Annotated in this window: 27 protein-coding genes and 1 pseudogene; 11 read left to right on the top strand and 17 right to left on the bottom strand. The window is 37.2% G+C overall.

The features are described from left to right. Nucleotides 1-298: 298 nt before the first annotated feature. A complete protein-coding gene (locus ACH0BF_RS12785; protein WP_340853739.1) occupies nucleotides 299-853 on the bottom strand; it encodes a TetR/AcrR family transcriptional regulator in 555 nt (184 codons plus the stop codon). A 172-nt stretch (nucleotides 854-1025) separates the two neighbouring features. Between ACH0BF_RS12785 and ACH0BF_RS12780 the strand changes: the two genes are divergently transcribed. Further along, the gene (locus ACH0BF_RS12780; protein ID WP_406909441.1) at nucleotides 1026-2480 is read left to right on the top strand and encodes a DHA2 family efflux MFS transporter permease subunit; all 1455 of its coding nucleotides are present in this window, start codon (nucleotides 1026-1028) and stop codon (nucleotides 2478-2480) included. A gap of 209 nt (nucleotides 2481-2689) precedes the next feature. Here ACH0BF_RS12780 and ACH0BF_RS12775 read toward each other — a convergent pair whose 3' ends face one another. The 4 genes and pseudogenes from ACH0BF_RS12775 to ACH0BF_RS12760 form a co-directional block, all read right to left on the bottom strand. Beyond that, nucleotides 2690-2908 (bottom strand): hypothetical protein, encoded by a 219-nt coding sequence (locus ACH0BF_RS12775; protein WP_340853735.1) that lies wholly within the window; start codon nucleotides 2906-2908, stop codon nucleotides 2690-2692. A 423-nt stretch (nucleotides 2909-3331) separates the two neighbouring features. Further along, nucleotides 3332-4294 carry an RtcB family protein gene (locus ACH0BF_RS12770; RefSeq protein ID WP_340853734.1) on the bottom strand — a complete coding sequence of 321 codons (963 nt, stop codon included), beginning with the start codon at nucleotides 4292-4294 and terminating at the stop codon, nucleotides 3332-3334. A gap of 422 nt (nucleotides 4295-4716) precedes the next feature. After that, nucleotides 4717-4932, bottom strand: a pseudogene (locus ACH0BF_RS12765) (RtcB family protein); the annotation flags it as partial. Between the two features lie 195 nt (nucleotides 4933-5127). Next, complete coding sequence (locus tag ACH0BF_RS12760) at nucleotides 5128-5538, bottom strand: Lrp/AsnC family transcriptional regulator (protein WP_340853732.1); 411 nt, start codon at nucleotides 5536-5538, stop codon at nucleotides 5128-5130. A gap of 129 nt (nucleotides 5539-5667) precedes the next feature. Here ACH0BF_RS12760 and ACH0BF_RS12755 point away from each other — a divergent pair, with 129 nt between their 5' ends. Then, complete coding sequence (locus ACH0BF_RS12755) at nucleotides 5668-6426, top strand: MBL fold metallo-hydrolase (protein WP_120032033.1); 759 nt, start codon at nucleotides 5668-5670, stop codon at nucleotides 6424-6426. A gap of 155 nt (nucleotides 6427-6581) precedes the next feature. On the opposite strand, the gene ACH0BF_RS12750 is transcribed toward ACH0BF_RS12755, so the two are convergent. The 4 genes from ACH0BF_RS12750 to ACH0BF_RS12735 all read right to left on the bottom strand — a co-directional run bounded on the left by ACH0BF_RS12750 (nucleotide 6582) and on the right by ACH0BF_RS12735 (nucleotide 9392). Next, nucleotides 6582-7283, bottom strand: a complete 702-nt coding sequence (locus ACH0BF_RS12750) for a hypothetical protein (RefSeq protein WP_406909440.1) — start codon at nucleotides 7281-7283, stop codon at nucleotides 6582-6584. 125 nt (nucleotides 7284-7408) lie between these two features. Further along, nucleotides 7409-7930, bottom strand: a complete 522-nt coding sequence (locus ACH0BF_RS12745) for a hypothetical protein (RefSeq protein ID WP_406909439.1) — start codon at nucleotides 7928-7930, stop codon at nucleotides 7409-7411. An 822-nt stretch (nucleotides 7931-8752) separates the two neighbouring features. After that, nucleotides 8753-8941, bottom strand: a complete 189-nt coding sequence (locus tag ACH0BF_RS12740; protein WP_120032035.1) for a DUF4083 family protein — start codon at nucleotides 8939-8941, stop codon at nucleotides 8753-8755. A 67-nt stretch (nucleotides 8942-9008) separates the two neighbouring features. After that, complete coding sequence (locus tag ACH0BF_RS12735; RefSeq protein WP_120032037.1) at nucleotides 9009-9392, bottom strand: DUF4181 domain-containing protein; 384 nt, start codon at nucleotides 9390-9392, stop codon at nucleotides 9009-9011. A 506-nt stretch (nucleotides 9393-9898) separates the two neighbouring features. Here ACH0BF_RS12735 and ACH0BF_RS12730 point away from each other — a divergent pair. Further along, nucleotides 9899-10177, top strand: a complete 279-nt coding sequence (locus tag ACH0BF_RS12730; RefSeq protein ID WP_120032040.1) for a hypothetical protein — start codon at nucleotides 9899-9901, stop codon at nucleotides 10175-10177. A gap of 281 nt (nucleotides 10178-10458) precedes the next feature. After that, nucleotides 10459-10662: a hypothetical protein gene (locus ACH0BF_RS12725; RefSeq protein WP_120032042.1), complete on the top strand. Its 204-nt coding sequence runs from the start codon at nucleotides 10459-10461 to the stop codon at nucleotides 10660-10662. A gap of 25 nt (nucleotides 10663-10687) precedes the next feature. Here ACH0BF_RS12725 and ACH0BF_RS12720 read toward each other — a convergent pair whose 3' ends face one another. Beyond that, nucleotides 10688-11614, bottom strand: a complete 927-nt coding sequence (locus ACH0BF_RS12720; protein ID WP_182916955.1) for a LysR family transcriptional regulator — start codon at nucleotides 11612-11614, stop codon at nucleotides 10688-10690. A 153-nt stretch (nucleotides 11615-11767) separates the two neighbouring features. Here ACH0BF_RS12720 and ACH0BF_RS12715 point away from each other — a divergent pair, with 153 nt between their 5' ends. Continuing rightward, nucleotides 11768-12526 (top strand): SDR family NAD(P)-dependent oxidoreductase, encoded by a 759-nt coding sequence (locus ACH0BF_RS12715; protein WP_340853726.1) that lies wholly within the window; start codon nucleotides 11768-11770, stop codon nucleotides 12524-12526. Between the two features lie 634 nt (nucleotides 12527-13160). Here ACH0BF_RS12715 and ACH0BF_RS12710 read toward each other — a convergent pair. The 3 genes from ACH0BF_RS12710 to ACH0BF_RS12700 form a co-directional block, all read right to left on the bottom strand. Then, nucleotides 13161-13538, bottom strand: coding sequence for an SET domain-containing protein (locus ACH0BF_RS12710; protein ID WP_120032048.1), 378 nt, complete (start codon nucleotides 13536-13538; stop codon nucleotides 13161-13163). A gap of 144 nt (nucleotides 13539-13682) precedes the next feature. Continuing rightward, nucleotides 13683-13892, bottom strand: coding sequence for a hypothetical protein (locus ACH0BF_RS12705; protein WP_120032050.1), 210 nt, complete (start codon nucleotides 13890-13892; stop codon nucleotides 13683-13685). Between the two features lie 94 nt (nucleotides 13893-13986). Beyond that, the gene (locus ACH0BF_RS12700) at nucleotides 13987-14112 is read right to left on the bottom strand and encodes a hypothetical protein (RefSeq protein WP_259455556.1); all 126 of its coding nucleotides are present in this window, start codon (nucleotides 14110-14112) and stop codon (nucleotides 13987-13989) included. Nucleotides 14113-14456: 344 nt separating this feature from the next. Here ACH0BF_RS12700 and ACH0BF_RS12695 point away from each other — a divergent pair, with 344 nt between their 5' ends. From ACH0BF_RS12695 to ACH0BF_RS12680, 4 genes are all read left to right on the top strand, one after another. After that, on the top strand, nucleotides 14457-15233 hold the full coding sequence (locus ACH0BF_RS12695) for a thermonuclease family protein (RefSeq protein ID WP_406909438.1): 777 nt from the start codon (nucleotides 14457-14459) through the stop codon (nucleotides 15231-15233). Nucleotides 15234-15661: 428 nt separating this feature from the next. After that, nucleotides 15662-15955 (top strand): hypothetical protein, encoded by a 294-nt coding sequence (locus ACH0BF_RS12690; RefSeq protein WP_340853723.1) that lies wholly within the window; start codon nucleotides 15662-15664, stop codon nucleotides 15953-15955. A gap of 56 nt (nucleotides 15956-16011) precedes the next feature. Further along, nucleotides 16012-16365 (top strand): hypothetical protein, encoded by a 354-nt coding sequence (locus tag ACH0BF_RS12685; protein ID WP_340853722.1) that lies wholly within the window; start codon nucleotides 16012-16014, stop codon nucleotides 16363-16365. Nucleotides 16366-16598: 233 nt separating this feature from the next. Next, nucleotides 16599-16901 (top strand): hypothetical protein, encoded by a 303-nt coding sequence (locus tag ACH0BF_RS12680; protein WP_120032058.1) that lies wholly within the window; start codon nucleotides 16599-16601, stop codon nucleotides 16899-16901. A 95-nt stretch (nucleotides 16902-16996) separates the two neighbouring features. Here ACH0BF_RS12680 and ACH0BF_RS12675 read toward each other — a convergent pair whose 3' ends face one another. The 4 genes from ACH0BF_RS12675 to ACH0BF_RS12660 form a co-directional block, all read right to left on the bottom strand. Further along, on the bottom strand, nucleotides 16997-17398 hold the full coding sequence (locus ACH0BF_RS12675; RefSeq protein ID WP_120032060.1) for a DUF3139 domain-containing protein: 402 nt from the start codon (nucleotides 17396-17398) through the stop codon (nucleotides 16997-16999). Nucleotides 17399-17439: 41 nt separating this feature from the next. Then, on the bottom strand, nucleotides 17440-17907 hold the full coding sequence (locus tag ACH0BF_RS12670; RefSeq protein ID WP_340853718.1) for a helix-turn-helix domain-containing protein: 468 nt from the start codon (nucleotides 17905-17907) through the stop codon (nucleotides 17440-17442). A gap of 246 nt (nucleotides 17908-18153) precedes the next feature. After that, nucleotides 18154-18969 carry a lipid II flippase Amj family protein gene (locus ACH0BF_RS12665; protein ID WP_120032064.1) on the bottom strand — a complete coding sequence of 272 codons (816 nt, stop codon included), beginning with the start codon at nucleotides 18967-18969 and terminating at the stop codon, nucleotides 18154-18156. Nucleotides 18970-19106: 137 nt separating this feature from the next. Then, a complete protein-coding gene (locus ACH0BF_RS12660; protein WP_340853714.1) occupies nucleotides 19107-19322 on the bottom strand; it encodes a hypothetical protein in 216 nt (71 codons plus the stop codon). A 159-nt stretch (nucleotides 19323-19481) separates the two neighbouring features. Between ACH0BF_RS12660 and ACH0BF_RS12655 the strand changes: the two genes are divergently transcribed. Further along, nucleotides 19482-20294, top strand: coding sequence for a hypothetical protein (locus ACH0BF_RS12655; RefSeq protein ID WP_182916957.1), 813 nt, complete (start codon nucleotides 19482-19484; stop codon nucleotides 20292-20294). A gap of 216 nt (nucleotides 20295-20510) precedes the next feature. Then, complete coding sequence (locus tag ACH0BF_RS12650) at nucleotides 20511-21923, top strand: N-acetylmuramoyl-L-alanine amidase (protein ID WP_340853713.1); 1413 nt, start codon at nucleotides 20511-20513, stop codon at nucleotides 21921-21923. Nucleotides 21924-22276: the final 353 nt, after the last annotated feature.

Genomic DNA, 22276 nt, shown 5'->3' with positions numbered 1-22276 from the left:
CACTCCAATTTCTATAAATTATTTCTTACAAAAACTTTATACGCTCTTTATAACAAATAAGTTTCATTAATTGGATATTTTAGAAATATATGTAGTTGCATTCATTGGCTCCGTGTTTTATACATTAAACAGGCTTTATTGATGATTCAATTGCTAACCCATACATTGATTTATTGAATGACAATTAAACTGAAAAGCTGGACTTTAAAATTGAGGTCCAGCTTTTCAGAGTTAGGCGTTATTAAATTTTAATGAGAATAACTTGATAAACCTTTAAGGAAACCCATGGATGAATGATTTAGGCCCACTCCACCTTGTACATTAAATAAATTTGGTTGGCGATGTAATCCGAACTAAAATGAAGGCCCTTCTTTATCCACCACATGATGATACCTACCAAGGAAGCTGTTTTAATATCTACCGAAACATATTCAGGGGGTAAATTTTTTTCAGTATTCTCCCTTCTCGTTTCCACTAATTGTTTTAACAACGAAAACAATTGCTCCTCAAACTGATTGATATTAAATAAAGTAAGTAAATAATTTCTATGGACGTATAAATAATCCAGCAATTGTATTAACTGTTGTTTTTCTGATAAATCTTTTGAATGAATTAAAGCAACAATTTTATCAGATAGCTCATTTACAATCTCCGCGGTAATATGCGTAAGTAAATCTTGAATATCTTGATAATGTAAGTAAAACGTTGTCCGATTTAACCCCGCTTTAGCTGCAACCTTCTGAACCGTTAAATTTGATATAGCGGCATCCTCGCTTAAGAGAGAAAAGACTGCATTTTTAAACATTTCTTTCGAACGAATCACACGAGGATCTTCTTTTTTAGATATAGACATTTTACGCTCCTTTATAGATTTTTCTTCAACCTTCTCAACAAAAGGCGTTTTCTATGTAGATTAATGAACATTCGCAGTAAAACTGTTCATGGTCAAGGCCTATATAGTTTGTTATTATGAATTTTATCGACACAGTGTTGAGAATTCAAGTTTAAAATGAAGGAGTATACAAATGGAGCAGGAGATAGCAGAAAAAAATAAGAAAATCTTATTAACTGTTCTGATTGCCGGCTGTTTTTTATCGACATTAAATCAGACTTTATTAAATGTAGCATTGAGCAGTTTCATGGATGTCTTTCATGTCACAGCTGCAACTGTACAATGGTTATCAACAGGATTTATGCTGGTAAACGGTGTTTTAGTGCCCATTACGGCATTTTTAATGAAGCGTTTTACAACGAGGCAGCTATTTATTAGTTCGATGTTCTTTTTGTTCATCGGGTCTGTACTTTGTGCCTGTGCAATGAATTTTAGCATTTTATTAACTGGAAGAATGATTCAAGCAGTTGGTGCTGGAATTATTATGCCTCTCATGATGACGGTTATTTTATATTTATACCCTAGCGAAAAGCGTGGCAGCGTGATGGGAACCATTGGCTTTGCGATCATTTTTGCGCCGGCTATCGCTCCTACATTATCTGGCTTTATCATTGAGTATGTTTCATGGAGATGTCTATTTATTGGATTAGCCCCATTTGCATTAGTCGTCATTGTGCTTGCGTTCAAATATTTAATGAATGTGGCAGAAACAACAAAAGCAAAATTAGATGTTGCAAGTGTTGTTTTATCAACCATTGGTTTTGGCTGCATCTTATTTGGGTTCAGTAATGCAGGAAGCAAAGGCTGGGATGATCCTGTTGTGATTGTAACTATCGTTGTCGGAATCATCATCACGGCTTTATTCTGTTTGCGGCAAATGAGATCCAACGACCCATTATTGAATTTGAGCGTATTCAAATATAAGGTTTTTACTGTTACGACCTTCATAAATGTACTAATTACGATGATCATGTATGCAGATTTAATTCTTCTACCAATTTACTTGCAGAATGGAAGAGGTTTTACAGCTTTTGAAGCGGGATTACTTTTATTACCTGGAGCTGTGATCAATGCCTTCTTATCCCCTGTCACAGGCAAAATGTATGATAAGTACGGGGCTAAGCCACTCTTTATTACGGGGTTACTATTTATTATTATTTCCATGTGGGGAGTCATCAATTTAACGGAATCTACGACTTATATGTATTTGATGGTTCGTACTATTATTTTACGGATTGGATTAAGCTTCATCTCTATGCCTTTAAACACGGCTGGATTGAATGCTTTACCGAGAGAATTAGGGGCGCATGGTTCAGCAGTCAATAATACCATTCGCCAATTGTCAGGGGCTATTGGTACAGCAGTGGTCATCACTGTATATACTATTCAAGCAACTTCCCATGCCTCTGATCTATCCATGGAAAATGGAAACATTACAGCTGCCAAACTAGCGAAATTAGCTTCGATCTCTGGTTCAAGTGATGCCTATGCATTTATGCTCGTCTTGTCTTTTGTGGCGTTAGTGTTTGCATGCTTTATGCCTAAAAAAACAGCTAGTCAAAAACGCGAAAGCGCATCACACACCTGATAAATTTAACATCGCATTCATTATGTCTAAAAGCAAGCCTATCTGAGACTTGTCAGATAGGCTTGCTTTTTATACTTATTATAGTTGTTACATCCAATCAGCTGTCTTCCCTCCTTTAACCTGTTCGGTCTATAATGATAACTAGCAAATTTCCACTAGAAGGACTAGAGGCCAAAATAAAAGCAACCGCTTATCAAAAGGCGGTTGTTTTACTGTTTAACCAAAGGAGCCACACTAAAATGTTCTTCCATTTGCTTGGCCAAACATTCTACTTGCGATCTGTTGCTCAAAGTAAAGGTGAGCTTGCTGTCTTTCCCTGGATCTATCCCTACCACTTTGAGCCCTCTTTCCCTGCATTTCAATTCCACATCATTTTCAAACAAAAAATCATCGAGTTGTCTGTAACTTTTGATCTCTTTCAAATCCATGTATCCATCCCCCTCCAAAGGACTATTTCTCTCTCCAATTAGAAATTCCTGCTAATTTTTCTTTTTAACCTCCAATCAAAACAGTAAAATGTGCCCAGGAAATAAAAAGGAGAGTGAGACATAAAAAGGTATGAGAACGCAATTATACCTACAATTTTACATTCACCGGCTTTACAGCTTTAGAAGTTCTGCAGAAACGGCAAGGAGTCAGGCGGCTGAGAATTTGCAAAGTCACTATTCCCCCACTTAAAGCTACAGAAAGCCGTGCTCCTGTTGAATTTAAAGGAAAAAATGCCGTCTTGAGGAACGGGCGAAAAGGTTGGCAATAAAAATCAGCCCCACTCAAACGAACGGGGCTCTTCTCATTTAAACCTATGTTCAAAAGCGCTAAAAAATTTTTTTCTTCCGTTTCATCTGGTGAGCTTAATTAGCTTTAAAGTTATATAAAGGCTTAATTACTTTTTCGATTGTTAAGGACTCTTCCACATTGCTCATAATTTCATCTATCGGCTTATAAACCATTGGCGCTTCATCAAGCGTACTTTCTCCAATGGATGTGGTCCATATGCCATTCATAGAGTTTTTAAAATCATGTAATGATAAAGTTTGTTTAGCCTTCGATCGTGACATGATACGACCTGCTCCGTGCGGTCCTGAAAAATTCCAATCCGGATTTCCCTTTCCTATGGCAATAATAGAACCATCTCTCATATTAATCGGAATAATTACTCGCTCACCTTTTTGTGCAGAAATTGCCCCTTTACGCAAAATCATATTCTCCATGTCAATGTAATTATGAATGGTAGTGAAACTATCAGTGATCGCCCATCCCATGCGTGTCACAATCTCATCTACCATCGCTTTACGGTTCAACATAGCGTACTCCTGAGCTATTTTCATATCATTCATGTAATCGTCAAAGCCTTGCCCTTCAAGATAGGCTAGATCCTTTGAAACTTTTGGTCGACTAATTGCTTGTAGAGCATCTGGGATTTCTGCTTGTCTGCCTTCTTTCTTAAGACGCTCAATCACTTCTTTTCTCTGTTCGGTGATATCAGTCAGCTCATCGTAAGCACGCTTTTGATAATATTCAGCCACTTGTTTGCCAAGATTCCGTGAACCAGAATGAATCACCAATACTACTTTATCATCCATTTCGTTCAACTCGATGAAGTGATTGCCACCCCCAAGCGTACCGATAGAATCCTTTGCCCGATTCAAATTAAATGGAGCGCGAACATCTCTAAAATTGATACGTTTAGAAAGCGGGTGACGCTGACTTCTAGAACGAACACTAAAGCCGCTTGGCACAAATTTGCGTACAGTATCATCAAGCTGATCAAAATTGACTTCTGTTTTATGTTTATCAATGACAGCCACTTCCATGCCGCAGCCAATATCGTACTTTATATCCTCTAATTTCTTAGGGAGTGGACTATACCTTCACTACAGTCATCGGAGTAGGCAGCTCCTACTGTAGGCTCGCCGTGTTAATTATTCCACCAAGTTAAATTGTTCTTCCTGTTGGCAGGAATTAAAGCCGGAATATTCGCCCCGTTCTGTTCACTGACATATCCTTAAACCATCATAGGGAACGTTCCCATTTGTCATTCAACTACACGTCTTGCTTCTATCATGTAGCGTTGGATAGCGGGATGTGGAATAATTCTGCACCTAAGTCTGCTAACAGGGTGCAAGTCTCTGAACCATTTGACTATGTCACCATAGCCTCTGGCTGCTGATTGCCCTCGTCTTTACGTTAGGGTTTCCAGCAATTGAGCGAGTTTTTTAACGTTGGAGCCGATTTAGTTAACCCCAACTAAATTTGGAACAATTTTGTCTTGAATGGTCATAGTGGTTCCGATTGTGCATCCAGCCCCCGCGTGGGTATCCGGCATAATCCGGATCTTGGAATCTTGAGCAAACTCTTGGTTGCATAGCTCAACAATTTGAGACATGGCTGTTTGCTCCACATTGTCCGTAAATACCTTTGCCATATTGTATTTCCCGTTTAATTCTAGCATCCTATAACCTTCTCTCTATTTTATCTAAAACAGTCTACTAAAATTTGTATTTTTACTTTTTCTTATTATACATCATATTTCTATTCTGCCCGTTTATCAACAGTACCGTAATACAATCTTTTCTCGATTCTTAAATGACCCCTGTTTCCTGTCGTGCAGTGAATATGCGTACAATTATCTATTTCTTTTCATGTACTATTTGCTAATAATAATTGATAATTTGTAGCTTACAAGATTGCTCAACCTTGTCAAAAACTCATCTAACAGTTCATTGGATGGAAATTTGCATTCGAGAAGATAGCAACTTTCTCCACTGGTCTTGTAGTTATTTATTATGTGTGGCTCTTGTTGTTTTATGAACGACAGGTACGGTTGATGATTTGGGCTTTTTGTATAAATGTGAATGATTGCATGAACGGAATAACCCATTTTCACCTGATTGACTTTAATCGTGTATCCCTCAATAATTCCACTTTCCTCTAATTTGGCCACTCTAGCTGAAGCAGCTGGTCCAGTCAAATGGACTTTCTTTCCGAGTTCTTTCATTGTAATCCGACTGTTCTTGGTCAATTCATTTAAGATATGAATATCCGTGTGATCTAACATTTATTGAACTCCTTTCATTAATAAAGTAAAACAGCCATAAGACTTTATTTAATCTATGTATCCGTCTATGAGTCACAGTATAGAATATACATTGTTCAAGAAAATTTCAAAGAAGAGGAGTGAATGAATATGAATATACAGCAAATTCGTAATGCAACTATAATCGTTGAATACGCAGGAAAAAAGTTTTTAATCGACCCAATGTTAGCGGAAAAAGGCGCCTACCCTCCTTTCCCAAATGCACCCAGACAAGATCAGAATAATCCTTTAGTCAGCTTACCCACATCCGTTGATCATATTATCCAAAATATTGATGCAGTTATCGTTACTCACCTTCATTATGATCATTGGGATGATGCAGCTAAAGAAGCATTGCCAAAAGAGATCAAAATATATGCTCAAAACGAAGAAGATGCGGCAGAAATCCGAAATGCAGGCTTCCAAAATATAGAGATTTTACAAGAGGACACAGCCTTTGAAGGTATCCAATTGATTAAAACAAAAGGTGAGCATGGAAGAGGAGACATTTTACAACTTGCTGGTCAAGTATGTGGAGTGGTCTTCAAACATCCAACGGAAAAAACTTTGTATGTAGCTGGAGATACAGTCTGGTATGAAGAAGTTCACAAAGTCATCGACACAAATAAACCGGAAGTCATTGTGGTCAATGCCGGAGATAATCAATTCTTTGAAGGCGGTTCTCTAGTCATGGGGAAAGAGGATGTCTATGAAGTGTATAAAACTGCTCCCAACGCTAAAATTATTGCCGTTCATATGGAAGCTGTCAACCACTGGACTTTGTCAAGAGAAGAATTAAAGAGTTTTATGAATGAAAAAGGCATCTCTAATGTTTTAGTGCCAGCTGACGGAGAATCCTACTTATTTTAGAAGATACATTCAATAAAAGAAAGAACCTCCCTGAAGAAGTATCCATTCAGTGGAGGTTCATTTTCATAACCTGATAAGTTTTCCAAATGACTCTTATGATTATTAGGAATGTTAATAGACCCACTTATACTAAAGTACCTTTTCGTTCAATAAAACTAGAATTTGTATTCATATATCGCCCAGGGAAGCCATAATACAGGTTCCGTGCCTATCCTTTCATCATTGCTATACTCACAATACTTCATGGCCATTTCCAATGTAGGGATGAGGCCCTTTTCGTTCAAAGAAAATGTGAATTTATCGCTATAGTCTTTTTCTAAACCATTACAAATATAAGAATGGAACGTTCCACATTCAAAACCCAATACCTCATATCCGTTTAACATTGATGCTTCAGTATCTACTGGTATCTTATTCATTAATAGCGCTTCAACGCCATACCGCTCTTTAGCAGGTAAAGAAAGTGTCTCTTCCTCATCTAAAAATTCTCCTACAAGACTTTCAGGCAAAGCCACCCCGATGATCTTTATGTCATTCAAATGACTTAGAAACATGTGGGCAAAATCCCTTGCTATATCAACTGTGGTAAACACTTGTGGAAATTGAAACGTTCCCTCCTCAAATTTATCCACTACCCATCGTTCCATTTTCTCAAAGATACTTCTTGAAAGATTCCATTTCTCAGCGTAATTTCGTTTATTCTTTTGTGAATCTCCCCATAATATGTTTATTTCAGGATGAAGATCACATAGACACTCACTAGCTGATACAATTATTTCTGGCAGGAAAGATTGATCCATATAATTTGCTCTTTTTGAAGGGGAAATAACATAGTAACCACCTGAAATGTAATTCATGTATACACCCTTTCTTAAACTAGCAACATCGTTATTTCAATCCCTCTTTGTGAGTGAAAGCGCCCCAAGAAATTGAATGAATGGCTTTATACACCTTTAATTCACATATCATCACATCTAGCTTTTCATGTCTCCCACAACCAAAGAGCCCCCGAAGCAATCATCCACATCAAAATAGAGATAATTAAACTACTGATTGCTTCTACCCATGTATACCTTCTAACACGTTTTTTCATTATCTGGTCCGTACTAAAAAATAATATCGAAGCACCCAGACTAAACCATCGCAGGATAAGACCAAAGAGAACATGCAACATTGCAGAGACGACAAATTCTGCTTTTTTCCTCTTAATTTTAATGGATATGAATTCACCAACTTTATCACTAATTATAGATGTAAAAACTCCGTATAGTAAAATAGCTGGAAAGGTATACATCATGTACAGTGTAAATATTGAAACAACAGCAAACAGATACTCTCCTGTTGAGTTAATAGGTTTCCCAAAGGGATTGGGTTCAATTAAGCTTAAGAGAACAGTAAATAACGTGCCGGAGATTGTGGCTGAAACTATTTTCCTCTGTAAAATGTGTATTCCCCCTATTTTTAGCTGTTTTTTCTTTATTACCCCCTCTATAAATAGATTCATCCTCTTAATGTATCCTCAGGAGTTTTTCTTTATTGCATTGCCAAAGAACGTTATTTTCACTAAAAAAGCAACGATAACTAATACAAAGGTAAATTTTAATTAATAAGGTCCTAAAAAATCAGATGCTATTTGCTGTACACATAGTCAGTCAGCCCAAAGCCTTCGCCTTGTCCAGCAATTACTCAACAAATATAAAAATCAGTAAACTGATTGCTAAAAAAGCATATGCAATTTGAAAGGTGAGGTACATTGTAAATTCAAAGGTTGAAAGTTTTCTTTGTTTCTTATTTTTTACTAGCTGTCTAAAATAAAAAGAAGAACTAATTATCAGTACCGTTATAACAATTGTACGCAAAACTTCTGCTAAGATGATCAATTGAATCAACTCCTTCTTAATCACCTTAAGTCCGACAGGTGTGTTAAAAAATGGTCCAATCGTCCCCACTGATTGCTAGATGCAAATGATCCCTTTTAGAATAGATTCAAGAAAATGCCGATCTACATTGATACAGAAATATCTATTCACTAAAACAAGCGATTTCTTCAGACTAGAAATCGCTTGTTTTGGTTTATTTGTTTTACAAAAGAAGCCTTTGATTTGCATGAGTATGCTTGCCACTATGGGACAAATTCCACTTGACCCGTAAACAATAAAATAATTGCAATGAACCAAAATATAAAAAATGAAGAGGAGAGAATTAAAAATAGAATGGTAAGTATATTTTCCTCCGGTTTCTTTACTATTCCAGTTATGGACAGGACGATCCCGATACCTGTAAGCCAAAAAGTACGCCTCTTCATCATAACTCATACAGGAAGCGGTTAATCTCTAAGTTGTTTCTCCTGATTTTCAATGACTTTATCAAGTTTGCTTTCGATTCTCTCTAAAGCATCGCTTCTATAAAATTGATTTTTGCGAAGCCCTCTAATAAATAAAAACACTGACACAAAGAATAAAATTACCAATAAAAGCATAGCGATTTGAAATATTACATCCCCAATATTAACCATAGTCACCTCATAAGTTTAAATATCCATTCCTCTATTGCTTTAAAAATGCATGCATTGGTGCAGGGAGCTATCCCCAGCCCAACAGCTGAATAAAATAATTAATGTAAAAAATAATGATTGCACTACTCGATGTTAAAAAAACAAGTGTAGCAACATACTGTTTTGAATTCCTTAAATACTTCCACTCGAGGAAAGCTTGAAACCCCAACAACAGAGCCAAATACACGATCCAATACCATTTGATAATATCTGTATCCTTCGTAACAGCAAAACCTAGAGCACATAAAAAGACAACTAAGATGATGCTCCTCCCCCATCGGTCAATGTTTTTGCCAGGAGTTTCTGAAATCTTCTTTCTTTCTACATCAAATAGTTTATCTATTATTTTTTCTAGAGTGATAAATACAAGACTTAAAATTATGATAACAATAACAAAAATGAAAAACTTCAAACACTTGTCTCTCCTCTTTTATATTTATATTACCACAAAAATTACATTTATTGATAAATTAACCATAATGATCAAAGAATCAAGAACTCAAATAACACCTGCTTATGATCCTCGGTAAGATGGTGGATTGGTCTTAAGAGAGATTCGTATGTTTTCAGTCTTTCATCTATCCTTCGTTGAGCTGGATAACGTTGGACGTTTCCGCTTTCGTATGATTGCCTCTTCATACATTTTATTCTTTCCCCTATCCTCATTGAGATATCTTCAAGCTGGAAAGATAAATGCTTACACTTGCTTTATTTGCCGCATAGCTCAATATTTTAGATTTGTTGGTTTAAAACCTGACGTTCTCATCTTTATTATGCTTTTTTTACAGTAGACTTTTGATACTCCGTATTTTCTATCAATCCATCTCCTCGTTTCAAACTAGTGGACTTTAACTTGCCTGTATACTCTTTTTCCTTCCAGTGAATAGTAATTACAAACGCTTTAGGGAGGTTATATTCATGGACGGAATGCACTTAAGGTTGGAAGTTAAAAATCTTTACCTTAGAGTAGCTAATGTCACTCGTGACAACAAAAGCTATGTACTTTTAACTGCCTATGATGATACTAATAATGAACTTGTATTGGAGCTAACACATGAGCAAGCTGGATGGTTGGAAGACCAATTTTATGCGGCTAACCGCAGGTATGAAGAGAGACTGACAAATCCACAATCAGCTAATGAGCCCGTCCCCAATCCAATTTTAAAGCCAACCGATGGACAGGAACCCATGCATTGAATATGTAGGACAATCAAATACCGCCTTAAAATGAAACTTCTAAAAACCACCTTTAAGTTGCAATGAGGGTATTAAATACTTACATACAACTTAAAGGTGTTTTTTCTATGGACACAAGATTGAGTTATCTGGCGAAAGCCGAAAAGACAGCAGACATGCGAATGGCTGCTGTTCCTATGAAGAAAGGATGGATGAAGTAATATCAAACCGGATTTTCACCAACCTATCGGGAGACTATAGGCTCATAGCCATCCCCCCCACTTCAAGAGGGAAATGACAAAATGACAAACCGAAAACTTTTGCCTAACATAACTATATGCCATCATTTAAGCATTTCCCTCATCGGTAGAAGAAAGACGCAGCGGACGGCTTTGAACAAAGGATTAAGCTACTGTAACTCTATTCCTGCCTATGAAAGAAATGTCCCGGTTGCCTTAAGTATGATTCTTCACCAGCTTGAATTAAAAATAATTCTTCAAAACTAAAGGATAACGATACCTTCATCTGCCATTATGTAATCCGGCTAACACCATTTCCTCTATCTTCCTCATTAAAAATAGTCTCCTCTTTCAAAAAGGTAATAGCAAAATCCCGAAAACTGTTAACAACAAATGAGCTCTTTCTCTCTTTATTCCAAGCAATCCCTACCGTTTGAAAGCAATCTGGATTTGAAATCTTTAAGATTTTTACATTGTCTAAATACACATCTAAAAATGAATTTTTAAAAATAAAGGAAATTCCTTTTCCTTCGTTCACTAATTGTAAAATCACAGACAGGTCTTCCCCTTCAAAGGCAATACGCGGAGTAAAACCCGCTTTTTCGAATATTCGATTTTCTGTTGTGCGAAAACTTTGACCTGTTTCTGACAAAATAAACAGTTCCTCTTTAGCCTCGATCAATGAAACACTTTCTTTAGCTGCCAGAGGGTGATTTCTTGGAACGACTAAAAAGACCTCTTCCGTAAATAGCGGCACCCACTCTATCCTTCGATCCACAATGGGATGAATAACAATCATCAAATCAATTTCACCGGAAATTAGCTTTTGTTGGGCTAATTTATCTGGTAATAAATACTGGTGGAATTTAACATTGGGGCGCTTTTTATAAAAATCAAAAAATAATTTGGGCAACAGCTTTGAATTCATTACGTTAATCGTTACACTATCTTCACGAATATTAGCCAGCTCTTGAATTTCTAGTTTTGCCGCCTGCAAATCAGCTAAAGCCTTTTCTGCCTTTTCATAAAAAATACGACCATATTCGTTTAAACGAATAGATTTCCCTTTTCGATCAAATAGCGGCACCCCAATATCATCCTCTAAACGGGCAATAGTTTTACTTAAGGAGGATTGTGAAATCTCCAACTCCAATGCAGCTTTTGACATATGCTCAAATCGCGCGACTACTAAAAAATATTCTAATTGCGTTAATTGCATTTTCATTCACCTTCTTATGCTTATAACTATAAAGGAATAAGCTCATTCTCACAAAAATATTGAATGCGCTTTTTTAAGAAAGCTATACTACACATGTAACCAATTAAGCAGCTTTTATGATGAACACCAAAGAGCAATGAGGAGGAAAATAATATGAGCATAAAAGATTTTGAAGGTCGTGTTGTCTTAATCACTGGAGCAGCAACTGGGATTGGACGTGCTACAGCGCTTGCTTTTGCTCGCCGTGGTGCGAAAGTGGCCATTGGTGACGTAGATGATCGCGCAAAAGAAACCGTGGAACTAATTGAAAAAGAAGGCGGAGAAGCTGTATTCTTTAAAACAGACGTGACAAACTCAGAACAATTAAAATCACTTGTTAAACAAACAGTAGAAAAGTTTGGTGGATTACATCATGCATTCAATAACGCTGGCGTTTTAAATAAACCAGCAAAATTCGTAGATATTGAAGAGGATGCATTTGATAAAGTGATGTCTGTTGATGTAAAAGGTGTATTCTTTGCTGTGAAACATGAGCTTGAACATATGATTGCTAACGGTGGGGGTACCATTGTAAACACTGCTTCAGTAGCTGGTTTAATCGCAGACCCTAATATGGCACCATACGTTACTGCCAAGCATGCAGTAACTGGTTTAACGAAAGCAGCTGCCATTGATCACGCCGAAGATGGCATCCGTGTAAACGCTGTAGCACCAGGTTTAACAGAAACACCAATGACTCAAATGTGGAAAGATGATCCAGAGACATGGGCAGAAGTTATTTCTAACGTTCCAATGCGCCGTTCTGCTAAACCAGAAGAAATCGCTGAAGTAGTAGTCTTCCTTTCTTCCGATGCGGCAAGTTTCTGTAACGGTTTTGTTTATGCAGCCGATGGCGGACAAGTTGCTCACTAATAGTAAACACGCTAAATAAACAAAAATAATTCTTAAGTCAATTCATTACTCTTGATGTTTAATCATTCATGGAGAACAAGGTCATTATACTTTTCGTTTTTGGAAATGTTAAGATACCTTGTTCTTTTCTTATGTCATATAAACTTATATGCTCTTCTTTCATTAAAACTCCCTCTTTAGTCGGAGAAGAAGGATGATGTTACTTTCAATATGCAGAGTTACCAAATTTGTTTAATTTTACCTGGTTCACCTTCTCAGTAACTGCTCTTACTATCTTCATTATTAATAAAACGGCCACTGTGGTTAAAGGGATTCATCCTGAAAAACAAAATTTCCCATCAAACTCAATTATCCTTTATCAATTGCCCAACAAAGATAGACAACCTACCGACTTCCCTCTCCCCTTTCGGTTTTTTTTGCAAAACACAACGTACAGTGAATAATCATGAGATGAAAGAAAATGAGAAACAGGTGGATAAGACTTTAACGAAGATATATTAAATGAAATGAATAAATCCCACTGAAAACATAAAAAATCAGCGGGATTTCGCTTTGTTTATTTCATATTGGCAAATGGTGACTATCCCAGCAGTGAGGATAGATGAAATGTTTTTTTATTATTTTGCTATCCTTGTTAGTCCTGATCAAACCATAGTTGATCTTTGTTATCCACGTCGCCGTTATAATTAATTAAAATTTCTTCTCCTGCTTTTATATCTGTGAAAGCATAGAAATCAAATGTGTGATTCTTAAAATTAATCTCATACGTGGCATTCGGTTCATAAGAATGATTAAACAGCATTCCATAACCAAGAAGGATGGCCGAGTGATTTATCCCATACTCAAAAGCGTAATCCGCAAGTAAAGTTTTCTCAATGTATGGATGTTGGTCATTCGGATAAGAAATAACTGGCGCTTCATGCAACAGCTCTCCTTTTTTGATATCACATGTAGCAAATACCCCTCTATTGAATTCTCCATCACTTAGGGGAGATGTTTTTATCTCAATCATGTCGTTCGCCTACTCACTTTTAAAATTTTCTTTCTAGTGGAAACATCAATTTGAGCATTAAGCCCTTTTTATTCAGTAAAAAGTCTCTTCGTTTTGTTAAAAATATGGGCTAGTCTGTGCGCAGCTCATTCCGGACTCCATACGTTAGCGTGACGCTTTTGGCGGTTGGCATACGTCACATTTACGCTGGTGATTATTTTTAAACTTTGTAAATGTTTTTTCAAAATTGCTGCCACAAGCACATTTAAACAGTAACTTTTGTGAAAAACCATGATATTCCGTCGTTAGCAGCTTGCTTTCCGAGTTATTCTCAACGAATTCTTTAATTTTACCGATTGTCCATCGCTTATTCATTCTCTTACACCTCCATATTTTATCGCTAGGCGGAGGCTTTTACCAGGCATCCGTTCAATTATGACCAAAAGTCGTAATTATCCTAAGTTTCTCATTATAACATGAGCTGGCACACAGTTAAATAGAGCGTTATTTTGACGAGTGCTAAATGATTACTCCCTGTCACAGTACATTGTTCGATCTCTCCTCTTTTAGGAATGGCATGAAATGGCTTGACCATTCCATCTATCCCCATTCTAAAATTATTTCTCTATCCTGAGAAAGAACACATATGAATCACAAAAATTCCAACTGCCAAACTATCATTACAAAACACCTGATAATAAAGACCTACCCCATGCATTTCCCTCCTCGTTCCGAAGACAAAATACGGATAATCATTGCTCATCTCAAGGACTTTTGTCGTTATTTGACGAAAAGATAATATAGCATTTCAATTCAATTTATAGGATACTATAGAAGGTGTTTTTCTGCTTATACACGTGATAACGTGTCTTTATTTTTATGTCATTACCAGTACTTTAATCACAAGTCTTATTATCTATTTATAAAAGGAGCTACATTATGTTTAACAAAAAATCAGAATTATTTAAGCCTATTGCTGCGGCTGTCCTGTCTTTATCCTTGCTTGGCAGCTCATTTACACCTTTTGCCATAAATGTTCAGGCAGCTGCACCTACAACAGCTGTTACTTCAAAGGTTACTGAAGTCATTGATGGAGACACTATTAAAGTCATGTATAAAGGTAGAAAAGAAACTGTGCGTATGATTTTGGTGGATACACCCGAGACAAAAGACCCCAACAAGTGCGTGCAATTATTTGGTCCAGAAGCATCTGACTTTACCAAAAAAAGCTTACAGGGAAAAAATGTGAAAGTAGAACTTGGTGTTCAGACTCGTGACCAATACGGCCGTGTTCTTGCTTATATTTATTTAGATAACAAAATGTTCAACAAAACATTATTAGAAAAAGGATTGGCCCGTGTTGCGATCTTTCCGCCAAACACTCAGTATTTAGAAGAGTTACAGGCTGCTGAAGCCACTGCTAAAGAAAAAAAACTTGGCATCTGGTCTAGTGCAAACGCTATGAATGGAGCTTGTGCTCCAAAAACCACACCAGTGAAACCAAAACCGGCTCCAGCAAAGCCAGCGCCTAAACCAAAGCCGGCTCCAAAGCCAAAGCCAGCGCCTAAACCAGCGCCCAAGCCTGCACCTAAAAAAGAATCATTTAAAAACTGCACAGAGCTTAGAAAGAAATATCCAAAAGGTGTGGCCAAGGGACACCCTGCTTACGATTCAAAACACGACCGCGATAAAGACGGTTGGGCTTGCGAGAAGTAAGTAACTACTACAGCCTCACATTAAAGCTACTTTAAAATAGGTAGCCGTAATGCACGGCAATGAGCCTGGACTTCAAAATTGAGGTCCAGTTTTTTATTTTCTATATAAAAGAAAGCCGAAGGTTCATTTTGTAAGTTAACAACAAAGACAACCAAATTAATTTTAATAAGTTGTTCATAAGTTCCCTTTGTAGGTTAGCAATGCTTCATATTATAATTACATAACTGACTTACCTCTGTTATTTTCTCCACCCGCTGTGTACATATGGGTAATGTTGTATCTAACTAAGAAAGGCCGTTTAATACAAATCTAGAACAATGGCAAGAAAGGATTTTTAAGGATACTGACGAAGCGGGAATAAACATTGTGTTAGATAGGATTGAAGGAAAAACAGTTACTTGGCTGTTCTCTACAAAGGAGAAACTTATGTGAAATGGGAACTGGCTAAGAAGGCTAACACAAATGCATTAATTGATGATGTCCGGATTATCGCTGCACTCCAAAAAGCTAGCCAAGTTTTCGAAGAACCAACGTATAAACAATGGGCCCAAAGCATTCAAAACACGATAGCGAAAAAGCAAAAGAAAGCAGGTTATTATGTTGACTTCTACGATTGGTCGCTGGAAAAGTCATCGTCACGAATGACTCTAAGTTATTTAACACCGGATTTTTTTCTCTTTTCCCAGACACCCTGCAATCGAAGCAGCTTCTCACTCGCTTAAATAACAACAAGGATCTCTTCTTTCCCGAATATTATAATATAGAAAAAGAAACCTATGTGCACAATAAAACGGTGCATATGATCGATCAGTTGCTAATTGCTATTAATCGGAAAAATATTGGCTACAACTCGGATCAACTAAATGAATGGCTGTTAAAAGAGTGGAACAATAAGCACAAACTTTTTGGTCAATACGATCGCCAATCTCTACAGCCTGCTGTTTCGTATGAGTCATTATCTGTGTATTATTATTTGCAAGCTTATCTGAAACGAATTGGCAAGCAGGACATAGCTGAAGAGGTCATCAAGCGAGCCAAAGAACTAGATGAAGATCCCGTTCGCCACCATGCTCATTTTTTTGATTACATTCATTATCAACACCTATTTATTTATGAAAAAAAAACTGTTTAAAAGTCGGCCATGCGTTGACTTTTAAACAGCCTTTCTAAATACAAATTTGACCCATCACCCTCTATGAGACAAGAAACAGGTTACTATTTTTTCTGCTTTCAATTTTGAATTCAGCTCTTCTAAACTGTGCTTATCTGGAAGTTTAATAATCCCCGGGCGTTTCCTTATGTGCTCATACTATACACATACGCTCAAAATGAATCCGCAAAACTTTACAAGAAAGAGGTGTCTGTTTGAATAAAAACTCAGTTATTTATACTGCTATAACTATCATTATTTGGCTCTTTTTTATCGCTGTAAAGTATTATAATGTCAAATATGGCGCATTTAGCGTGAGCCCTTGGGGAGCACATAATTTTGTAAATATAACGCTGCAGCTCTGTTTTATTGTTTTACCTATAGTTGCGCTTGTATTGTCTCTTTTGATTAACCAAAGACCGCTTAAGTATATATTACTGTTAGGCAATCTTGTAACTTTTTATTCTTTTTCAATCGCTTTTATTCTAGCATGGTTAGATTATTTTAGAGGATTTTAAAAGATAAAGTTTATTTGCCTTTAGTTTTTATTTATAGACATGTTTTCGTATTTATGAAAGCTTCGCTAGCGGCTGCACTGACTGAAAACGACTTTTTACTGATTCTCATGATAATGCACACAGTCCTCTTCACTATGTTTGGTGGGTTTTTTAATCTCTCTATACCTTGGGCTATACCTTTCACAAAACTGCTTGACAATCTTCCCTTTTTTCCTTACTCCATAATAATACGTTATATCTGGCTCATCTTTGAACTTCACCATATATTGAGTATGAAGATATTCTTTATTTGAAGATTCTTTCGGTTCACCCTCATGCTGTTCTATTATCGATTCCTCCGTATACCCCATTTTCTCAAGATAGGAAGGTACATGCTTATTGACGAGATAGATTTCGTATGGGTTACCGTAGTTCAGACGGAGGATCATCATAAACGGCACTAATAAAAAGAGCAGGCTAACCGCCGTTATTATAAGTACGATCTGCTTAGTGGTCATGTTTGTGATCTCCTTAAATTCATTATACTCTCCTGCAAATCTTAAAGAGTGGTGGCATTATTTTTTAAAAGTTCATCAAAATATATAAGCGTTTCATCTTGATCCAATGAACTAAACCACCGGTAATTGTCCCTATCAATAATCCGATAATGTTTGCTGATCACATTCTGCTGTAAAATGAAGTCGTTTTCTTTTTTAATCTGTTTCCACCAAATCTTTCCACCGAGTGTTTTTTCTCTAGGTCTATCAATGTTCCCGTGTGCTAATGTTTCTATTACTTCCAGAGGGTCTTCACCTAAGGCTGCCTGAATAACTTCAGAATCTCTAAATAGAGCGCAAAGAGCAATGACGCACGTCCATGTAGCAGACGTTCGCCCTTTTTCAATCTGAACTAATGTTTTTTTAGAAATCCCAAGGACCTCTGCCATTTTCTCTTGTGTATATCCTTTTTCATGTCTTACTAGTTTTACTTTTTTGGAAATAACATCAATCACATCTTTCTCATTCATAGAGCATCCCCTTAGTTACTTATGTTTAATTTAGTGTAATTTTACACATTTGGAATTCAAATATCAACAATAAACTGGAAATTTATCAAGTATATTGAAAAGGACAGATTTAATTTCCTTTGTCCTTCTCTAGGCATTTCTCTAAATTCAAACAAAAAAAGCTGAGGATCCTTTTAGATACTCAACTTCTTTTTATTTATGTAAATCATTCTATGGATGATCCCTCGTTTGCGCATACAAATCAAATTAAATCCATTCAGCAAACCAAGCGACATAGTAAGCAGCAGGAATAAATAAAAGCTGCGCCACAAACGTGCCTAATAATTTTGAACTGACCATTGTAAGGGAATAACTTTTTAAATAAACATAACTGCTTTGTTTTTTAACCACTCTATCAGCCAATACTGAAGCTTTCGGATCAACAAATAGCGTCAACAGAATAGTTGCCACACCATTGATAATGCCTGATGACATTAAGGCAGCCTGCGAGTAATCTTGTGGAACTAGCATAGATGCATATATAGACGAAAGGACACCAATAGTAAAAACAGCTGAAATAATGACATTTATCACGAAAATCCGCTTAGGGATTGTTTTTAAAGTAATCCCTTTAAGGTATGTTAATCTGGGTAGCCTAAAACAGCTAAATCCCTTTGCAATTCCTTTTTTATTAACATACTTAAAAAGCAGTGCCATGATTGAACCTCGCTCATTAGATAATTGAACAATAGCCCGTGAAAAGATATTAATGAACGTAGGAAAGAGAAGAATTCCAAGTAATACCCCAACAGACGTTACTCCAATTAAAATTCTGTATTGCTCTTCTATGTAGTCTAATTTGTTTAAGTGCGGTGCTTCTGCAATAAGCTTTGCTGTTAGTGGCTGTTGGATCATGGTAGAAAATCTTGAAATGATCACTAACGTACTAAACAAGGATAAAGCGGTTGCTATTAACTTTACCCTCGCCCCCGAAATTCTAGCTGAATAAGCTAACGTTTCAATCATTGTGATGATCAGCAGGAATACAGATATGATGATTACTTTACTCGTAACTAAGCTCATAAAACTTCCCCCTTGAAAGACAGCCTAACTGTATGATAAACCAAGTTGCAAAATCGATTCACCTCTCAGTAGTTGAAGATGTTCTTAAAGAATGCAATGACTACTGCATATGCCTTTCATTCACATTCTTTTTACCATCAGCCTCTCGTTTTTTCTTTTGCCAGCGAGTTCACTGTTACTATCAATTCCTTTACTTTTACTGCCACCATTTTACTAACTTTCTCGATATCTGAAGTGCCTTCTCCTTGTTGATTTAGTGCATATGCTCCGCCCTTCATATTCTCTTGTTTCGTTGCAGTGTCGTGCGCTATATTTTTTACTTTCCCATTCCAAACCACCTTTATGTATTTCAATAACAATAATACCATATAAAGGAATAAATTGTCTGACTGATAGAAATCTATATGCTCTATTGTACAAAACAAATGGATGGAACGGATGTTTGACCTTTTAATGGGTCTGCCGCTTTGTTATTCTAATGATTACTTGTAAATGAAAGCAGAGAGATGACAATGACAAAAACAAAGTTGGCATTCGTTTTGCTAGGTGTCATGAACTTGATTCTTATCCTTATGCATCTAACAGGCTATTTCATCCTTTTCTTTAGACAAACCGGTTATATGATTCCTCTAGCAGTTGATATTATTATTTTAGCTATACTTGGCTTTCGCTCTTCTCGATATAGTAATAGATTGATTATTGCAGGCCTATTCCTAAGTGTTCCATTCTTACTCATGCTCAATCTTTGGGTTCAAATAAGAGATTATAGCTACAAGAAAATTGATTCTCCCCATGGTCAACAGTCGCTTATCATTGAGTATCGGGACTTTACATTAGGTGAAACCACGTATTATTACCATTTTTACAAGACAATATTCGGTTTTGTTGGCAAGCGCCTTGATGATCAGTCTATTGAAATGGTTAATTATGATCGTGGAATTCGGTTGACTGCAGAAGAAGCATTAGGATTAGGCAGAGAACAATGGATCACTAAAAATATTGTTCGCTTCCCTACTTGGGAAGGAATGAAAGACATACATTTGGCTCCTTCTCGATCGCCAGTGAGTTCAGCCGATATTGAAGCTTTCATCAATATGGCGAAGAATAAGAAGAATGGCCGAACCTTAACGGTAAATGGTAATCAATTAGAAATAAGATATGACGAAATGTCCGGTCAAAGCTGGATTGAGGTAACTAGCGACGGTGTAATCCCTAGGCAACAATGCTCTCGCATTGTGCCCAATGAAGAAAGCCAATTTTATATGTTGGAAGAATGTACGCATCGGTGGGAATATCCTCTGTATCCTATGACAGAAGGCAAGTAACTTATCAAAAGTGTAGACATAATTATAAAATGACTCCTGGACTTCTACAGCTTTATTGATGTTTTCAAGTGTGCGAGATCGTTTCTCCCTTCCGAAAATCAGGTAAGGGGGTATATGTGTTTCAGAGTAAAAATTTAATAATTACTCTAGAAGAGACTTTTGTGTAGATATCTATGTTAGAATGGGGTGGTAAAATTTTATAAAGGAGTAATATTTATGAAAAAGAGTTTACTGTTTACTTTTTTGTTTTTTTTATTGGCGATTCCTCTTCTTTCTCCTTCTACAACTGTCAAGGCAGCTAGCTTTGTAGATGTCCCTTCTCGGGCGTTGAAAGAAGTAAATTATCTGGAAGAAGGTGGAATAGCCAATGGCTCATCTGCCACTACTTTCGCTTCAGATAAAACGGTAACACGAGCGGAAGCAGCAGCCTTCATTGGACGTGCCCTTCAATTGAATGGTACAAAGCGTACAACCAACTTTAAGGATGTGGCACCGGGCAACTTCTCTTCCGGTTATATCCAATCTGCTGTAGAAAAAGGCATCCTCTCTGGATACTCTGGAGGCAGGTTCCTTCCATATAACGAAGTCACACGTGGTGAAATGGCCGTTATGCTATCGAAAGCTTTTGGTTATGAATTTGGTGGAAGCCTCTCCGGTGCAGCCAAAGCATTGACAACACGCGGCATCGCAAACGGGCTTGAGAACGGCACATTTGGATCTAATCAGCCGATCATTCGTGCAGACTTCGCTGTGTTTTTGGCTCGTGCCATCCATCCTGAATTCCGAACAAAAGAGTCAGCAAGCTTTGATAAAAGACGCTGGGTAGATGTAGATGATTTGAATGTACGTACCGGTCCGGCTGCCAAATATACGAAAACCGGGTCTCTTAAAGAAAACACGAAGGTGCTTGCGGGACATGAAGTAGGTAGTTGGATTTATATCCAATCCGGTCATATTACTGGTTTTGTACATAAAAGCTATTTACGAGAGACAGAGGAAAGAAGTAGCATTGGAGAGGCAGATCCACGTCTTGCCAAGCAAACGATTATTCTGGATCCCGGGCATGGCGGAAGTGATCCAGGTGCAGACGGTTTCGGCCTTCTGGAGAAAGATGTGGTATTGGATACAGGCTTAAAGGTAAATGAGTTACTGAAAAACACACCTTTCAAGGTTTATATGACCCGCACGAGTGATACGTATCCAAGTTTGTCTCAGAGAACAAGTTTCGCAAAAAGTAAAGGTGGTAATATCTTTGTAAGCATTCATGCGAATGCTTCTACTGGCGGCGGAAATGGAACGGAGACACTTTACTATGGCGCTGCGACTTCAAAAAACCCTTATGTTGCTGACAGCAAGCTACTGGCAACGAAAATTCAACAGCGCATGGTTGAAGCTTTAAAACTGAAAGACAGAGGAGTAAAGCCAAGAAACAACCTGCACGTCCTTACACGCAATAGTATGCCAGCTATTATCGCTGAGATGGCATTCATTGATCACAAAAAAGAAAATGAAATGCTTAAATCGGATTACTGGCGTACGGAAGCCGCTAAAGCCATTTATAACGGAATCTTAGACTATTATAAAGCGAAAGGCTATAAGGTGGACTCTCTTTATAAAGCAGCAAAATAAAAAATCGATTTCTATTAAACTATCATGAGAAGATGGAACTCCTGTTAAACTAAAAAATAAAAACACCTACCTACAACTTGTAGGTGTTTCAGACTGCAGACAAACTCAAGAAATTCGGAAGTTTGTCTGCAGTCCTTTTTATTTTTCTTGTGAATCGAGGCTGTTGATTTCCATTCCAGGCGCTTCGCTTTCCGCGGGGCGGTCGGTGAGCCCGCAGGAGTCTTTGCGCCTTCCATTCCACCCAACAGGGTTTACAAAGTTGGGGTAGCCGTACAACCATACCAGTAGAGACATGAGGGATTAAATATGACTAATCTGTCATGTTCTTCTTCACTAATAGTTTTCCTTCGTTT

It is taken from the genome of Pseudobacillus sp. 179-B 2D1 NHS (assembly GCF_045370945.1).
Taxonomy (GTDB): domain Bacteria; phylum Bacillota; class Bacilli; order Bacillales; family Domibacillaceae; genus Pseudobacillus.
The sequence above is the reverse complement of the archived record's forward strand: the minus strand, read 5'-3'. Positions and strand labels throughout refer to the sequence as shown.

Coding starts and splice junctions, on each gene's coding strand:
- ACH0BF_RS12785 (WP_340853739.1), bottom strand. CDS start 853: ATGTCTATATCTAAAAAAGAAGATCCTCGTGTGATTCGTTCGAAAGAA.
- ACH0BF_RS12780 (WP_406909441.1), top strand. CDS start 1,026: ATGGAGCAGGAGATAGCAGAAAAAAATAAGAAAATCTTATTAACTGTT.
- ACH0BF_RS12775 (WP_340853735.1), bottom strand. CDS start 2,908: ATGGATTTGAAAGAGATCAAAAGTTACAGACAACTCGATGATTTTTTG.
- ACH0BF_RS12770 (WP_340853734.1), bottom strand. CDS start 4,294: ATGGAAGTGGCTGTCATTGATAAACATAAAACAGAAGTCAATTTTGAT.
- ACH0BF_RS12760 (WP_340853732.1), bottom strand. CDS start 5,538: ATGTTAGATCACACGGATATTCATATCTTAAATGAATTGACCAAGAAC.
- ACH0BF_RS12755 (WP_120032033.1), top strand. CDS start 5,668: ATGAATATACAGCAAATTCGTAATGCAACTATAATCGTTGAATACGCA.
- ACH0BF_RS12750 (WP_406909440.1), bottom strand. CDS start 7,283: ATGAATTACATTTCAGGTGGTTACTATGTTATTTCCCCTTCAAAAAGA.
- ACH0BF_RS12745 (WP_406909439.1), bottom strand. CDS start 7,930: ATGAATCTATTTATAGAGGGGGTAATAAAGAAAAAACAGCTAAAAATA.
- ACH0BF_RS12740 (WP_120032035.1), bottom strand. CDS start 8,941: ATGGTTAATATTGGGGATGTAATATTTCAAATCGCTATGCTTTTATTG.
- ACH0BF_RS12730 (WP_120032040.1), top strand. CDS start 9,899: ATGGACGGAATGCACTTAAGGTTGGAAGTTAAAAATCTTTACCTTAGA.
- ACH0BF_RS12725 (WP_120032042.1), top strand. CDS start 10,459: ATGACAAACCGAAAACTTTTGCCTAACATAACTATATGCCATCATTTA.
- ACH0BF_RS12720 (WP_182916955.1), bottom strand. CDS start 11,614: ATGCAATTAACGCAATTAGAATATTTTTTAGTAGTCGCGCGATTTGAG.
- ACH0BF_RS12715 (WP_340853726.1), top strand. CDS start 11,768: ATGAGCATAAAAGATTTTGAAGGTCGTGTTGTCTTAATCACTGGAGCA.
- ACH0BF_RS12710 (WP_120032048.1), bottom strand. CDS start 13,538: ATGATTGAGATAAAAACATCTCCCCTAAGTGATGGAGAATTCAATAGA.
- ACH0BF_RS12705 (WP_120032050.1), bottom strand. CDS start 13,892: ATGAATAAGCGATGGACAATCGGTAAAATTAAAGAATTCGTTGAGAAT.
- ACH0BF_RS12700 (WP_259455556.1), bottom strand. CDS start 14,112: ATGGTCAAGCCATTTCATGCCATTCCTAAAAGAGGAGAGATCGAACAA.
- ACH0BF_RS12695 (WP_406909438.1), top strand. CDS start 14,457: ATGTTTAACAAAAAATCAGAATTATTTAAGCCTATTGCTGCGGCTGTC.
- ACH0BF_RS12675 (WP_120032060.1), bottom strand. CDS start 17,398: ATGACCACTAAGCAGATCGTACTTATAATAACGGCGGTTAGCCTGCTC.
- ACH0BF_RS12670 (WP_340853718.1), bottom strand. CDS start 17,907: ATGAATGAGAAAGATGTGATTGATGTTATTTCCAAAAAAGTAAAACTA.
- ACH0BF_RS12665 (WP_120032064.1), bottom strand. CDS start 18,969: ATGAGCTTAGTTACGAGTAAAGTAATCATCATATCTGTATTCCTGCTG.
- ACH0BF_RS12655 (WP_182916957.1), top strand. CDS start 19,482: ATGACAAAAACAAAGTTGGCATTCGTTTTGCTAGGTGTCATGAACTTG.
- ACH0BF_RS12650 (WP_340853713.1), top strand. CDS start 20,511: ATGAAAAAGAGTTTACTGTTTACTTTTTTGTTTTTTTTATTGGCGATT.